15 protein-coding genes are annotated in these 13457 nt (G+C 70.5%); 9 read left to right on the top strand and 6 right to left on the bottom strand.

The window, feature by feature from the left end; all coding sequences use genetic code 11:
* The first annotated feature begins 103 nt into the window (after positions 1 to 103).
* The gene (locus ACZ4TG_RS25215; RefSeq protein WP_468166555.1) at positions 104 to 406 is read left to right on the top strand and encodes a putative quinol monooxygenase; all 303 of its coding nucleotides are present in this window, start codon (positions 104 to 106) and stop codon (positions 404 to 406) included.
* 496 nt (positions 407 to 902) lie between these two features.
* On the opposite strand, the gene ACZ4TG_RS25210 is transcribed toward ACZ4TG_RS25215, so the two are convergent.
* From ACZ4TG_RS25210 to ACZ4TG_RS25200, 3 genes are all read right to left on the bottom strand, one after another.
* Positions 903 to 1547, bottom strand: a complete 645-nt coding sequence (locus ACZ4TG_RS25210) for a LysE family translocator (protein ID WP_468166553.1) — start codon at positions 1545 to 1547, stop codon at positions 903 to 905.
* Positions 1548 to 1935: 388 nt separating this feature from the next.
* A complete protein-coding gene (locus tag ACZ4TG_RS25205; protein ID WP_468166551.1) occupies positions 1936 to 2589 on the bottom strand; it encodes a response regulator transcription factor in 654 nt (217 codons plus the stop codon).
* Positions 2586 to 3779, bottom strand: a complete 1194-nt coding sequence (locus ACZ4TG_RS25200; protein ID WP_468166549.1) for a sensor histidine kinase — start codon at positions 3777 to 3779, stop codon at positions 2586 to 2588. Before ACZ4TG_RS25200 ends, ACZ4TG_RS25205 begins: the two co-directional genes overlap by 4 nt.
* A gap of 131 nt (positions 3780 to 3910) precedes the next feature.
* Between ACZ4TG_RS25200 and ACZ4TG_RS25195 the strand changes: the two genes are divergently transcribed.
* From ACZ4TG_RS25195 to ACZ4TG_RS25165, 7 genes are all read left to right on the top strand, one after another.
* Entirely contained in the window at positions 3911 to 4873 is a 963-nt protein-coding gene (locus tag ACZ4TG_RS25195) for an SDR family NAD(P)-dependent oxidoreductase (RefSeq protein ID WP_468166547.1), read from the top strand.
* 253 nt (positions 4874 to 5126) lie between these two features.
* Positions 5127 to 5633 carry a hypothetical protein gene (locus tag ACZ4TG_RS25190; protein ID WP_468166545.1) on the top strand — a complete coding sequence of 169 codons (507 nt, stop codon included), beginning with the start codon at positions 5127 to 5129 and terminating at the stop codon, positions 5631 to 5633.
* Positions 5634 to 5760: 127 nt separating this feature from the next.
* Complete coding sequence (locus tag ACZ4TG_RS25185) at positions 5761 to 5919, top strand: hypothetical protein (protein ID WP_468166543.1); 159 nt, start codon at positions 5761 to 5763, stop codon at positions 5917 to 5919.
* Positions 5916 to 6476, top strand: a complete 561-nt coding sequence (locus tag ACZ4TG_RS25180; protein ID WP_468166541.1) for a VOC family protein — start codon at positions 5916 to 5918, stop codon at positions 6474 to 6476. Before ACZ4TG_RS25185 ends, ACZ4TG_RS25180 begins: the two co-directional genes overlap by 4 nt.
* A 936-nt stretch (positions 6477 to 7412) precedes the next feature.
* Positions 7413 to 7718, top strand: a complete 306-nt coding sequence (locus tag ACZ4TG_RS25175) for a hypothetical protein (RefSeq protein WP_468166539.1) — start codon at positions 7413 to 7415, stop codon at positions 7716 to 7718.
* Positions 7719 to 8120: 402 nt separating this feature from the next.
* On the top strand, positions 8121 to 8594 hold the full coding sequence (locus ACZ4TG_RS25170; RefSeq protein WP_468166537.1) for a nuclear transport factor 2 family protein: 474 nt from the start codon (positions 8121 to 8123) through the stop codon (positions 8592 to 8594).
* A 377-nt stretch (positions 8595 to 8971) separates the two neighbouring features.
* Positions 8972 to 10138: a DUF475 domain-containing protein gene (locus tag ACZ4TG_RS25165; RefSeq protein ID WP_468166535.1), complete on the top strand. Its 1167-nt coding sequence runs from the start codon at positions 8972 to 8974 to the stop codon at positions 10136 to 10138.
* A gap of 263 nt (positions 10139 to 10401) precedes the next feature.
* Here ACZ4TG_RS25165 and ACZ4TG_RS25160 read toward each other — a convergent pair whose 3' ends face one another.
* The 3 genes from ACZ4TG_RS25160 to ACZ4TG_RS25150 are packed head-to-tail and all read right to left on the bottom strand — an operon-like array spanning position 10402 to position 11542.
* Positions 10402 to 10632 carry a hypothetical protein gene (locus tag ACZ4TG_RS25160; protein ID WP_468166533.1) on the bottom strand — a complete coding sequence of 77 codons (231 nt, stop codon included), beginning with the start codon at positions 10630 to 10632 and terminating at the stop codon, positions 10402 to 10404.
* Entirely contained in the window at positions 10629 to 11063 is a 435-nt protein-coding gene (locus ACZ4TG_RS25155) for a GNAT family N-acetyltransferase (protein WP_468166830.1), read from the bottom strand. The genes ACZ4TG_RS25160 and ACZ4TG_RS25155 overlap by 4 nt, the downstream gene beginning before the upstream one ends.
* Entirely contained in the window at positions 11060 to 11542 is a 483-nt protein-coding gene (locus ACZ4TG_RS25150; RefSeq protein WP_468166531.1) for a DUF5959 family protein, read from the bottom strand. The genes ACZ4TG_RS25155 and ACZ4TG_RS25150 overlap by 4 nt, the downstream gene beginning before the upstream one ends.
* A gap of 196 nt (positions 11543 to 11738) precedes the next feature.
* Between ACZ4TG_RS25150 and ACZ4TG_RS25145 the strand changes: the two genes are divergently transcribed.
* Positions 11739 to 13457 (top strand): serine/threonine-protein kinase, encoded by a 1719-nt coding sequence (locus tag ACZ4TG_RS25145; protein WP_468166529.1) that lies wholly within the window; start codon positions 11739 to 11741, stop codon positions 13455 to 13457.

Here is a 13457-nt window from a genome sequence, read left to right as displayed (position 1 = left end):
GCGCGGGCGGGCGTGTGGGCCGGGGGTGCCGCGCACGGCGGTGTTTGCTGAGGGCAGGAGGGCCCACCCGCGGGCCTGTCAAAGCTCCAGAGGGAACCGGATCATGAAGTTTGCCCAGATCGTCGATTTCGAGACCGAGCGTATCGACGAGGTGCGCGCCCTTCTGCGCACCTACGAGGAGCGTTCGCAGGGACGGACCGGTGCGCCCGCCGCCCGCACCCTGCTCAAGGACCGGGCCAACCCCAACCGCTATCTCGCCGTGGTGGAGTTCGAGTCACACGAGGCGGCCATGGCCAACAGCAACTCGCCCGAAACCAGCGAGCTGGCCCGGGAGCTTGGGGCGCTGATGACCAGGCCCACGGTCTACACCGACTGTGACATCCAGGACCGGCAAAGCACGGGCTGACTCAGGCGTGGCCCGGCCTCCCCGCACCGCGCCGACTGGTCGCCGCAGTCGGAATCCGGAGCTCAGGCCGGGCGGGTGGTGTTCCGGCAGGCCGGACGAGGGCGGAGCGCAGCCGGACGGGCGAGGAGGAAGGAGGTGGCGCCCGAACTGCCCGCGAAGGTGCGGGGGTCGGTGCCGTGGTGGCCGCAGCGCTGCACGCCCGGTTCCCCCTGACCGTGGCCGCCGCCTCGGCCTTCACCGAGGACGACAAGTTCACCCGCGCCCCGTACAGCTGCTGTGCTCAGGTCTCGCCACCCTCACCGAACCAGCGCCGCAGTAGGGGCGCATCTCCGCTTCATGGTCGCGGCGCGGGCAGGCCGTTGAGCACGCTTTGCGCACGATGCCCTCCACCCGTGCCACAGTGCCGTCGACTGCAGGGCGACGAAGGCGACGTAGTGGGCGGGCAGGCGGGCGGGCGGCGAGCTCGGGGGCGGGATCCGCGGGGCGCGGGCCTGGTTCAGGCGGAGACAGGGGTACGGGACAGCGCGGTGCGCAGCGCGAAGACGCCGAGCAGGCCACCGGCCGTGATCCGCTGGGCAGTCATGGCACGCGGACGGGCGGCCAGAAACCCCGACACCCGCGCTGCGCCCAACATGATCAGAGCGTTCACCGAGATCCCCACGATGATCTGCACCCCGCCGAGCTGGAGCAGTTGCCCCCAGGCCGGGCCTGCCTGTGGGTCCAAGAACTGGGGCAGGAGGGCGGCATACATGAGAGCGATCTTGGGGTTGAGCAGGTTCGTCAGCAGCCCCATCGAGAACAGGCGGGCGTCGGAGACGGGAGGCAGGTCCTGGGCCGGGGCGAAGGGCGAGCGGCCGCCGGGCTTGAGCATGCCCCAGGCGAGGTAGGCCAGATAGGCGGCCCCAGCAAGCTTGACCACCAGGAACGCCATCGGCACGGCGGCGAACAACGCCGACAGGCCCGCAGCCGCCGCCAGCAGGTAGCACACGAATCCCACGGCGGTCCCACTGAGGCTGACCAGGCCCGCCCTACGACCTTGGGTGATCGCGCGAGAGGCGAGGTGAATCATGTTCGGTCCCGGAGTCAGGGCCATGCCCAGTTCGACCAGGGCCACCCCTGCGACTGCGGTCAGAGTGATCACCGGTCAACCTCCTGGTCATTCGTCGAGCACCTGATACGAACTGGGCCGCCCCGTGCAGCGGACGGCTACGCCGCATCAGCAGCCCCCAGTCTTGCCGTCCGCAGCGTACGGCCTTGCCGCTCGCCGTCCTCATGCACCCCCGGCCGCGCGGCGCAGGCCCGCCGACGACATCCAGGGCCGAGCCCGCGGCTGAAGCCGACAACCACCACGCGGCGCAGGTCCTGACGTCGCCCATCACCACCAGCCGTCCCATCGGAGCGAGACGGTCCAGGCTGGTGCGGCGGGTCGGGCCGCCGACCATGTCGACCACGATGTCGAACTCGCCGGCGTCGGCGATCTGGTCGCGCAGGATCACTTGGTCGTAGCCGAAGCGCGGGGCAGGGGCGGGTCAGTCCGGAGTGATGCCGGTGAGGGTAGCGAGAACGGCGAGACGGATGCGGTTGTCCCGGCCCGTCTTCGCCATGAGGCTCGCCACGTGCGTCTTCACCGTGGTGACCCCGAGATGCAGCCGATCGGCGATCTCCTTGTTGGACAGGCCCACGCCGAGCAGTCCCAGTACTTCGCGCTCGCGCCGCGTGATGGCCGGCACCGCGATGTTCGCGGGGGTGTCCGAGGAGGAACGGGTGTGGAGCGCTTGGGCGACGAGTCGGTCGAGGACGTCCCGGCTGAAGGGGGCCTCTCCGTTGGCGGCCCGGCGTACCGCCTCCAGGAGTTCGGCCGGTGGGGTGTCCTTGACGAGGAAACCGCAGGCTCCGGCCGCGAGCACCGGATACAGGTGGTCGTCGTCGTCGAAGGTGGTGAGGGCGACGATCCGGGTGGCGGGGCGCGCGGCCAGGATACGGCGGGTGGCCGTCGTGCCGTCCATGCCGGGCATTCTCAAGTCCATGAGGACGACATCGGGAGTCAGGCGTTCAGCCAGCCGTACCGCCTCCGCTCCGTTGTCCGCCTCGCCCACGATCTCGATGTCCGGCGCCTGCTCGAAGAGCATGCGCAGTCCCATGCGGACGAGCTGCTGGTCGTCGACGACGAGGATGCGGATCACGGCCGTGGCTCCATGTCGGTTACGAGGGAGGGCAGTTCGGCCGCAAGGCGCCAGCCCTGGGCTGCGGGGCCCGCATCCAGCCGGCCGCCGAGCAGGTCCACGCGTTCCCGCATGCCGATCAAGCCGTGTCCGGAAGGGCCAGGGGCCGGTGGCCGGGCCCTTCCGGCGCCGTCGTCGTGGATCGTCACGTGGACGGCGTCATCGGCCACCCGCACGGCCAGCTCGGCGTGGGCGCCGGGCCCGCCGTGCTTGGCTGCGTTGGCCAGGCCCTCCTGGGCCAGGCGGAGGACCGCGAGGCCACGTACGGCGTCGAGCCGCGCGACACGGGGATCCACGGAAGCGGTCACGGCCAGTCCTGTCTGGCGGCTGTGTTCCACCACCGACTCCAAGGCCGCCGGCAGTGCCCCGGGCGCGACCAGGGAGCTCGTGTCGGGACCGGTCCGGTCCGGGGCACGCAGTACGGCCACCAGGCGCCGCAGATCGGTCAGTGCCGCGCCGGCGCTGGCGTGCAGGTCGTCGAGGACGTCGGTGATCCGCGGGTCCGTTGTGCCGGTGGCGGCGGTGACGTGTCTGGCGACACCGACGCGCAGCACCATGGAGGAGACGTGGTGGGCCACGAGGTCGTGCAACTCGCGCGCGATGGTGGCGCGCTCCGCCGCCCGGGCGGCCAGCAGCTTCTGATCGGCGCGCAGCTCCTGCTGCTCCGCGTGTTGCCGGGCGTGCACCGCGGCGTCGCGGGTCACGCGCACGTACGAACCCAAGAGCAGGGGTATGCCTGCGACGATGCCCAGCTTGTACAGCAGCGAAAGGAGTTCGCCGGGCAGGTCCTCGAAACGGTTCACCGCGACGGCGAGCGCCAGTGCCGTCGCCCCGGTGGCGAGCCGTCGTCCGGACCGCTGTACCGCCAGCTCGAAGAGGGTGACGGCGGCCAGCACCTTCAACGAGGAAACGGTGCTCGCGCCCCACGCGTGTGCGGTGACGAGCAGGACCGACTGCGCCAGGAGCGCGCCGAACACCCACTTCCCCGCGGCCAGGCACAGCACGAGCCCGGCTGCGGCAAAACTCCAGTCTCGTGGCCCGGACGGCCGCTGGAGCAGAAGGAGGTAGCCGACCAGTACGCCGGCGAGCGCCAGGATCCGTACGCCGGCGAATCTCCTGTCGAACGCAGGCTCGATCCAAGGTCGGTTCACACGCCCACGATAGGCGGCCGCGCGTCCGCCCGGGGTCCTGCCGTGGAAGGAGGCCGCCTCCTCCCACCGGTCGCCATGTCCGGCTCGTGGAGGGAGCCGGGAACCCCGGAAGGGCGGCGAGGGTGATCGTCATGGATACCGATGCGCATACGGACACGAGTGCCGACGCGAACGCAGAATCCGCCGCCATGGGGCGGCGCTCCCTCCTCGGCGGTGCGGCCGCTTGGGGTCTGGGGAGTGCGGCCTTCGGCACCACCGCCCACGCGGCCGACGCCCGGTCGAGGTCCCGCACCGACGCCGGACGCTTCCAGGGCAAGTCGGTGCTCATCACTGGTGCCACGTCCGGCATCGGCAGGGCGGCGGCGAAGGCGTTCGCCAGGGAGGGAGCCCATGTCGGGTTCTGCGGCAGACGAGTCGAGTTGGGGCGCCAGGTGGAACGGGAGATCCGGGACGCGGGCGGCGAAGCCATGTACGTCGAGGCGGACGTCCGCGCGGAGGCCCAGGTACGGGGCTTCGTGGACCGGGTCGCGACCCGCTACGGCGGAATCGACGTGGCCTTCAACAACGCCGGCATCGGCGGGGGCAAACTGCCCCATGAGATGAGCGTCGAGGAGTGGGATGACGTCCAGACCACCAACGCCCGAGGAGTGTTCCTCGCGATCAAGTACGAGATTCCGCACATGCTCAGGGCGCAACGCGGCGTCATCATCTGCACCTCGTCGTCGGCGGCCGAACAGGCGCGGCCGAACAGCGCCGCGTACACCGCGAGCAAGCGGGCGGTGCAGGGCATCGTGAAGTCCGCGGCGCTCGCGTACGGACCCAAGGGAGTCAGGATCAACGCCCTGCTGCCCGGCACCACCGACACGCCCTTCGTCCGCCCGCCGGGTATCCCGGACGCGGATTGGGTGAGGTACAAGCAGGCGTGGGGGCCGCTCAACGTCGACGGTCTCGAACGGATGGCCGAAGCCGAGGAGATCGCGCGCGCGGTGATCGGGCTGGCGTCGGACGACTTCCCGTATATGACGGGTGCGTCGATCGCCGTGGACGGCGGAAGCGGCGCCGGCCGGAAGATGGTCCAGCCGAGCGGTACCTGAGGCCGGGCGGAGGGGAGGGGGGAGGAGGGACACGGCTGGTAGCCGGTTTTCGGATGTGACGCTGCCCGCAGGCGGCTGAGGGGTCGTCGTGGCGCGGGATATCTCCTTCGCCGAGCGAGCGCCGCTTGCTCGCTCGCTCGCTTGCCAGGCGCTGGAACGCCGTCGTCGGGCTGTGATCACGGTCCGGCCACAGAACTGAACACGTTCAGCATTTTGGCTGAACGTGTTCAGAAAGATGGGTAGGCTTCCTTCCATGAGCGAGAGAAGCGCCCTTCAGAGGCGTATCCGTGCCTGGCTGGTCCTGTTCCTCGTATGCCTCGTGCTCAGCGGGCTCACCGCCTTCCCCCTCGTCAGCGAACTCCGCTGGGCCAACGCGCTGGTGGACCACGACTGGCTCCGGCGCGTGGGCGACGGACTGGAACAGGCCGACGCCGCCTACCCCTTCCTGCTGTACGGCACCGACTGGCTCGCCTTCGCCCACCTCGTCATCGCCGTCTTCTTCTACGGGGTCCACCGCGACCCCGTCCGCAACATCTGGATCGTCGACGCCGGAATGATCGCCTGCGCCGGCGTCGTCCCGCTGGCCCTCGTCTGCGGCCCGATCCGCGGCATCCCCTTCGGGTGGTCGCTCATCGACATGTCCTTCGGGGTCTTCGGCGCCGTCCCCCTGCTGGTCCTGCGCCGCATGATCAAGCGCCTGGAAGCCATGCCGGTGCCCGCCGCGGACCCGGCCCCGGCCCCGGTGCCCGCCGCGGCCTGAGCCGGTCTCACCCGGACTCGTCGCCCCCTTCCCCGTCGTCGCAGTACGAACACCGTGGCGCCGAGCGTGAGCTGCCACGCTGGGATCTGAACCGGGACGGGGCCACCCGACCCACGGGAGGACACGGATGCTCGAATCCAACGTTCGGCACCCCAACACCGCCGCCCCGACCATCTGGACGGTGGAAGCGGGGATCGCCGTAGACGTCCAGGGCTACGCCTCCCTGCGCTACGGGCGAAGCACCGCCCCCGCCCCTCCCGTGCACGGGACGGGTGGTGCGTCATGACCATCGACCTGCTCGTCATCTACACGACCCGACTGGAGGCGTGCCGCGACTTCTACGCCGGCCTCGGCCTCGACCCCGTTCCCGAGCGGCACGGCAACGGTCCGGACCACTACGCCGTGACCCTCGCCGACGGAGGCGTCCTGGAGCTGTACCCGGCCACGCGCCGGCCGGAGACCGGCTACCTGCGCCTCGGACTGACGGCACCGGCACGCGGGGAGCGTGCGGCCGGGCGGCACACGCTGACCGACCCCGACGGCCGCACCGTCGTCCTGACCGTCCCGGAGCGAAGCGGCACGACCGACGAACGGACCGCGCGCGACGCCGTGCGCCGCGTCCTCGGGGACGCCGCGCGAACCGATGTGCAGGTCTTCCCCGGCGGCAACACATCGATCACCATCGCCGTCGCGGGGCACGCCGCGGTGATCGACGGCGAAGACGCGACCGGGTGGGGCTGGAGCGTGGACCCGGGCCCCGACGAGGGGTTCACCGGGCACGACCACAGCGCGGACAGCCTCCAGGACGCCCTCCGGGGCGTGCGCGGGAAGATCGGTTCCTGACACACGTCCAGGGCCGGTGCGCACGCCAAGTTTCGGCATGCGGGCCGGACCGCTCACCGTGTCAGCCGTCGGCCACAGTCCAGCTGGCAGCCGCCTCTCGACGCATCGGCGGACAGGCCTCCCGTTCCCGGTTCTGGTTCTGGCTCACATTCCGTGTGCCTGTTACGAAGAGTCAGATCCTCGGAGCCGTGCGATGGCGGTTCGGATGGGCGCGAAGCCGAGGTGAGGTGAGTTCCAGGGCCGATCGCGTCCGTGGCCGTGGCTCCTGCGTCGTCGAAGCCGCGGGGTGTCCCTGGTTCTCCACGCGGATTCATGACGAGCAGGGAACACCGCTCCAGCGGCATGAGTCAAACGCAGCGGCGCGTGCTTCCGCGAGCTTCGGACCGAGGAAGAACTTGTGTTGCTCTTCCCCGAAGGAGTGGCTGCGCAGCGGTTGGAACGGGGCCGCGGCCAGCTTGCGACGCAGGCGGGGTATGCGGGGATCCATGGTGCTTCTTCTCTCGTCCCCGTCACCCTATGGCTGGTGGTGGTCAACTTGCCAGATGCCTGGGGCGAGGGTGTGGAGGCTGGGGAGGTCGGCGCGCCGCCAGGTGGTCGCCGGACGGCGTCGAGCCACTGCGGTAGCTGTTCGCCCTGGCGCTCGGTGAGCATCTGGGGCGAGGACCGGACGTGACTGGTGAGCGCGCGTCAAGTTCGTACATGAAATCCCGGCGGGATTGAACACGGTCTGCTGGCGCACCGGGCACAGCCGCCTCCGCGATGAGCACGCGTCGGGAGCCGCTGACGTGTGACGTGCAGGCAGTCGGATGAGGCCCCTGGGCGACATGGAAGATTCAGGCGTTTTATCCCCATATACGGTATGACTGTGTGCTAGGGATAGCGAGCCAAGATCACCGAAATAGGAGGTAGGCAACGATGCGCACAACTCTTCTCCGTGTGGCGACCGCGCTGGGCGCCGCGGCAGCGCTGGCCATCTGCGGCGCCGGCGCGGCCAGCGCCGACGGCGTGGGCAGCTCAGGCTTCGGGAACTCGGGCATCGGGAACTCGGGCGCGCTCAACGACGGCGTCGGGAACTCGGGCGTGCTCAACGACGGCATCGGGAACGCGGGCGCTTTCAACGACGGTGTCGGCAATGCCGGCATCGCCAACTGGGGTCTGGGCAACGCGGGCTTCGGCAACACGGGCATCGGCAGCCACGGCATCGGCAACTCAGGCATCGGCAGCTCCGGCATCGGCAACTGAGACGGGCTCACGGACCCCGCACCACCGAGTCGCGCAACGCGCCCGCCTGACGCCGGGCCGGTATACCCGGGCCGCCCGCCCCTCCACCAGCGGCCGGCCCGGGTGTGCGGCGCCGAGCAGCCGGCCGACGAGGACGGCGAACCTCGCGAGCAGAATCGGCTTCACCTCGTTGCACGAGAGCCGCTGGACGCCACCACCCCAGCGGCTGGCCTGGCCGCCGCCCGCGAGCGCGGCCAGCACGGGAGGGGCCCACGGACGGGACGGGCACGGACGGGACGGGCACGGACGGGACGGGCACGGACGGGACGGGCACGGCTTCGGAGAACCTGAGCCCGGGAGCCGGCGCGTGGTTCGGGTGAGGCTCACGCATCCCATCCATGCGTGACCTGATATGAGTTGATCATGAATGCTGAAACTCTGGACCCGATGGAGCGTCTGCTCGCCGAGCGGGCCTGTGAGCGGCTGATCGTCGAGTTCGTCCACCGGCTCGACCTCGGGGACCCCGGTTCGGTGGCGGACCTGTTCACTCGGGACGGGATCTGGGAATGGCCCGCCGGCGATCGCCGCATCGCGGGCCACGACGCTCTGCGCACCTACTTCGGCGACCGGCCCGCAGACCGGCTGTCACGCCGTATATGCACCAACATCCTGGTCACTGTGGACTCTGCGGACACGGCCTCCGCCACCACCTACTTCACCACGTACCGTGTCGACGGCTACACCGAAGGCCTCGTACCGCCCCGGCCCCCGGTTCAGGTGGGGCACTACGAGGATACGTTCCGCAGGGTGGACGACACCTGGCTGCTCACCGCGCGGACCCTGTTCCTCGCCTTCGCCGGGCCCACGGAACGCCTCGCCGGGCCTGGGCGGTCATGACCCTGAGGTGATGGGCCCCGAGTCCCCGAAGCCCCTCACCTCGCGGGCCGCCTTGGGCCCGTCGCCCGCCTCCAGGGTCTGCCGCCCGGTGAACGGAGTCATGGAGCACGCGCCGCACACCTTGCGGTCGGCGATGGGCGGGTAGCGGGTGAGGTGTTCCAGGCGGGCTTCGAAGGGGTGAGGTCGGCCAGGAGTGCTCCCGGGCCGCCGTTTCCTCCGGATCCCTGATGTGAGGTCAGGGTCCGACCAGGGCCAGGCCAGGGTGATCCCCGATGCGCAGGGCGGGCTTGGGCGACAGACTCACCTGGTCTTGGGTCAACGGTTCGTAAAGCCATGTACGGCGCGGGGGAGCCCCGTACACGACGATTGGGTAGCCAGTGGTTCTGAAAACGTTCGGCTGGTCGTTCGCGGTCACCGCGCTCGGCCTGATCGCGGCGGTGTTATACGGGGGGTGGGCCGGCTTCGGGATCGTGGCGATCCTGTCCATCCTCGAAATCTCGGTGTCCTTCGACAACGCCGTGGTCAACGCCGGGATCCTGAAGAAGATGAGTGCCTTCTGGCAGAAGATCTTCCTCACCATCGGTGTCCTGATCGCGGTCGTCGGCATGCGCCTGGTCTTCCCCGTCGTGATCGTCGCCGTCAGCGCCACGATCGGTCCGATCGAAGCGGTACAGCTCGCGCTGGACGACAAGGACAAGTACCAGCAGCTGGTGACCGACGCCCACCCGTCGATCGCCGCCTTCGGCGGCATGTTCCTCCTGATGATCTTCCTTGACTTCATCTTCGAGGACCGCGACTTCAAGTGGCTTGCGTGGCTGGAGCGCCCGCTGGCCAAGCTCGGCAAGATCGACATGCTCTCTGCCTGCATCGCGCTCATCGTGCTGCTCGTCTCCGCGATGACCTTCGCCACCAACGCTCACCAGTACGGCGGCATCCACGCGGACAAGGCGGAGACCGTCCTGATCGCCGGCATCGCGGGCTTGATCACCTACCTGGTCGTCGGCGGCCTCTCCGGCTACTTCGAGAACAAGCTCGAGGAAGAGGAAGAGCGCGAGCACGAGGCCGAGGCCGAGGCTCAGGCTGAGGAAGCGGCCAGGAGGAGCGGCACGAAGGTCCCGGCGGTCGTGATGGCCGGCAAGGCCGCGTTCTTCCTGTTCCTCTACCTGGAGGTCCTGGACGCGTCCTTCTCCTTCGACGGAGTCATCGCCTCCTTCGCGATCACCAACGACATCGTCCTGATGTCGCTCGGCCTCGGCATCGGCGCGATGTACGTCCGCTCGCTCACGGTCTACCTGGTCCGCCAGGGCACCCTCGACGACTACGTGTACCTGGAGCACGGCGCGCACTACGCCATCGGCGCCCTCGCCGTGATCCTGCTCGTCACCATCCAGTACGAGATCCACGAGGTCATCACGGGCCTCGTCGGCGTCATCCTGATCGCCTGGTCCTTCATCTCCTCGGTCCGGCGCAACAGGAGGCTGGCGGCGGCCGAGGCGAAGGGCACGGGGTCCGACGCGAGGGCCGAGGTCTCCGCGGGCGTCTGAGCCGGGCCGCCCGGACGACCCCACGTCCCGGCGGGCGACGCCATGGCGGGTGCCGCGTTTACGGAGCCAGCGATATGACGGCTGTGCTGCCGGATAGCGGTCCTCGCTCGGAGGCGTTCAAGCGGGCCCGGCGGCAGGGGCCGATCCGCTCGGAGCCTTGGGTTCGGCCGGCGGCCGCCGGGGGTCAGGGCCGGTACGGCTGTGGTTCGTTGAGGAGGTCGAGGAGTTCGCGGACCGCGGGGCGGGACCTGCCACAAGGCTGGTCACCGGACAGGGTTGCGTGTACAGGTGTAGATGGTGGCCGGCTCGGAGGGCAGCGGCCGGTCCGGTCGGAATCGCGGCAGATCGTAGCTGGGAATCAGGAAGCTGCTGTAATTGGCCGGCTCGGAGCTCTCCGCCCAGAACACCCCGCCGGCAACGACATGGCCGATGCTGCCGAACTCGCCTTCCAGGACGGCAGGCTGAGGGTTGTCCCCGCAACTGCTGGTCGTCACTGGGGAGCGACGCGCAGGTCCCGAACGTACCAGTCGAACCGTGAACCGTCCTTGCTGTGCGACTGCTTGCTGGGGGCGAAGCCTGCCCGTCGCGCGACTGCGGCGGCGGGATTTTCCGGCTCCACCCGGATCACCGCCTCCTCCCCGCCCTCACCGGCCGCGTACTGGGACGCCAACAGGACCGCGCGGGTAGCCAGGCCACGCCCCCTCCATGACGGATGGAGGCCGTAGGCGACATTTACCTGGCCGGGGGCCAAGCCCTCTCCTGCGCACCGCAGGTCGATCGTCCCCGCGAGTGCCTCGTCGGCGCCTACCCGGATGCCGAAAGCGCGGAGCGGCCCGGCGGTGTCCCACTGTTCCCGGCAGTGCCGGAAGTACGCTTCGAGGCCCTCGCGCGTGCCGGGACCGCCATTAGGGCGGCTCGCGGTCAGGGACGTGCGCCAAGGTGAGCCTCTGTGTCAACGCCGAGAGCGGCTCGGGCCGCCATCAGACGCTCCCTGGACTCGGCTATCCACTTTTCGCCCATGTCGAGCGGCACCGAGACGACGATCTGGGTGCTGGTCCCGTCATGGACTTCGACCACGTAGGGGTCTTCGGCAATGAATCGGAGGTAGGCCGTGCGGCCTGATTGGGGCCAGTCCGCCGTGAACGGCTCGTCGAGGTTGGCCTCCTGCTCGACTTCCTCGATTGCGTCCAGAAGCCGGCCCCAGTCTGCGAGGTCCTCGGAGTCGAACCCAAGGTAGACCGTTCCGTTCACGAAGCCGCTGGTCACCACGGCCTCCGCGTCGTAGTACCGGACGCCCGGGCTTTCGCGGGTCGGCTCGGTCGAACGCATACGGACGCTGACGCTCTGGCCAGGGTCGGCCAGGCGGATCAGCTCAATCGCCTCGGGCCGTGTGTTCGTATTCATGTCCGGGAACCTACGGCAGGGGATCTCTTTGCACGCCCCGGCCGGGTCGGCGGTTCGGGCCGCGAGGGAGCGGTGGCGCATCTGCCGTGCGCCGCAGGGGAGGCGGCAGGCGCGCGGTCGGCCTGTGCGGATCATGCATCTACGCTTGTGCCTCGTCAGAGAGTCGAGACGGACGACCGGTCGTGGAACGGAGCGCATGGTGCCAGCGGGTCAAGCGGGGGAAGCGAACGACGGGGACCTGATCGGAAAGGTGCTCGGGGGGCGCTACCGTGTGGTCTCCGTGGTCGGCCGCGGCGGCATGGGCGTGGTCGCGCGCGCCGTCGACGAGCTGCTCGCCCGCGAGGTCGCCGTCAAGGTCCTGCGGGCCTTCACCGACGCCAGTGACGCCCAACTGGCCGACCTGCGCACCCGGATGGAGCGTGAGGCCCAGGCCGCCGCCCGCATCCGGCACGGCGGCGTCGTCACCGTGCACGACGTGACGCACGAGCAGGGTCTGCCCGTCATCGTCATGGAACTCGTCGACGGGCCCTCGCTCGACGAGGTGGTGACGCAGCGCGGCGCGCTCGACCCGTACGAGGCCGCCGCGATCGGCGCCAAGCTGATGGACGCGCTCGACGCCGCGCACCGCGCGGGCGTCCTGCACCGCGACGTGAAGCCGGGCAACGTGCTGCTGGAGCGCGGCGGCCGGGTCGTGCTCACGGACTTCGGCATCGCCACCATCGAGACCTCCGACGACGAGGCCATGGCGAAGCTGACCCGCAGCGGTGAGCTGGTCGGCTCGCTCGACTACCTGCCGCCGGAGCGCGCGCAGGGCAGGGAACCCGGACCGGCCTCCGACATATGGTCGCTCGGGATGACCCTGTACGCGGCGGTCGAGGGCGTCTCGCCGTTCCGCCGTACCTCGGTGTGGTCCACGCTGGCCGCGATCGTCGGCGAGCCGCTGCCCGAGCCTCGGCAGGCGGGGCCGCTCACCCCCGTGCTGCGGGCCCTGATGGCGAAGGAGCCGGAGCACCGGCCCACCGCCGGCCAGGCCCGCGCGATGCTGGAGCAGGTGGCGGCGGGCGGCGGCGCGGCCCCCGCGGCGGCGCCCGCCGCGGTCCCGCCGACCCCCACCGCGCAGCCCGTGTCCGCGCCCGCTCCCGCACCCGGCTTCGGGCCCCCGCCCCCGGCCGGTTTCGACGTCGGCGGCGTATCGTTTCCGCAGCCCTACGCCCCCACCCCGCAGCCCGGATTCCCGTCACACGGCCTCGCGCAGGGCCCCCTTCCCGGTCAGCCGTTCACTGTCGACCCGGCCGGCTCGGCGGCCGTGGATCGGGCGCGGCGCCGCAGCCGTGCCGCGATGGCCGTAGCGGTCGTCGCCGTACTCGCCGCCGGCGGCGTCACCTACGCCGTGGCCTCGGGCGGCGACGGCGACGGCGACCGGACGCGAGCGGCTGCGGTGGCTCCGACTCCGGCGCCCGGCGGCTCCCCGGCCGCCGGCGGGCAGCCGGGCGCGCAGACCCCGACACCGCATCCCTCCGGCTCCGGCACCGGCACCAGCTCCGGACCTACGGCGAAGCCGTCCGCGAGCGCCTCGAAGAAGGCCGGCACGTCATCGCCCTCCCCGAAGGGCTCCTCGCCAGCCCCGGCCAAGCCCAGCCCCGTACCGACGGGCTGCGCCGGCTGGACCCACCGGGACCCGGCGCCGGGCACCTACGGCTACATCTCCGGCGACCACCACTTGCTGGCCGCGCCGTACCAGCAGTGCGCGCAGGGCAGCCTGGTCAAGGACGGAACCAAGCTCTGGTACCAGTGCTACACCGTCAACTCGTACGGCAACCAGTGGACGTTCGTGCGCGTGGACGGCACGAACGCCACCGGGTGGCTGTACAACCGCGACCTCAAGGGCCAGAAGGGCTCGTCCCCGGCCTGCTAG

Source organism: Streptomyces sp. NPDC028314, assembly GCF_055565795.1.
This window is presented reverse-complemented; position numbering and strand designations above follow the sequence as displayed.

Coding starts and splice junctions, on each gene's coding strand:
- ACZ4TG_RS25145 (WP_468166529.1), top strand. CDS start 11,739: ATGGTGCCAGCGGGTCAAGCGGGGGAAGCGAACGACGGGGACCTGATC.
- ACZ4TG_RS25150 (WP_468166531.1), bottom strand. CDS start 11,542: ATGAATACGAACACACGGCCCGAGGCGATTGAGCTGATCCGCCTGGCC.
- ACZ4TG_RS25180 (WP_468166541.1), top strand. CDS start 5,916: ATGACCATCGACCTGCTCGTCATCTACACGACCCGACTGGAGGCGTGC.
- ACZ4TG_RS25170 (WP_468166537.1), top strand. CDS start 8,121: ATGAATGCTGAAACTCTGGACCCGATGGAGCGTCTGCTCGCCGAGCGG.
- ACZ4TG_RS25190 (WP_468166545.1), top strand. CDS start 5,127: ATGAGCGAGAGAAGCGCCCTTCAGAGGCGTATCCGTGCCTGGCTGGTC.
- ACZ4TG_RS25185 (WP_468166543.1), top strand. CDS start 5,761: ATGCTCGAATCCAACGTTCGGCACCCCAACACCGCCGCCCCGACCATC.
- ACZ4TG_RS25195 (WP_468166547.1), top strand. CDS start 3,911: ATGGATACCGATGCGCATACGGACACGAGTGCCGACGCGAACGCAGAA.
- ACZ4TG_RS25215 (WP_468166555.1), top strand. CDS start 104: ATGAAGTTTGCCCAGATCGTCGATTTCGAGACCGAGCGTATCGACGAG.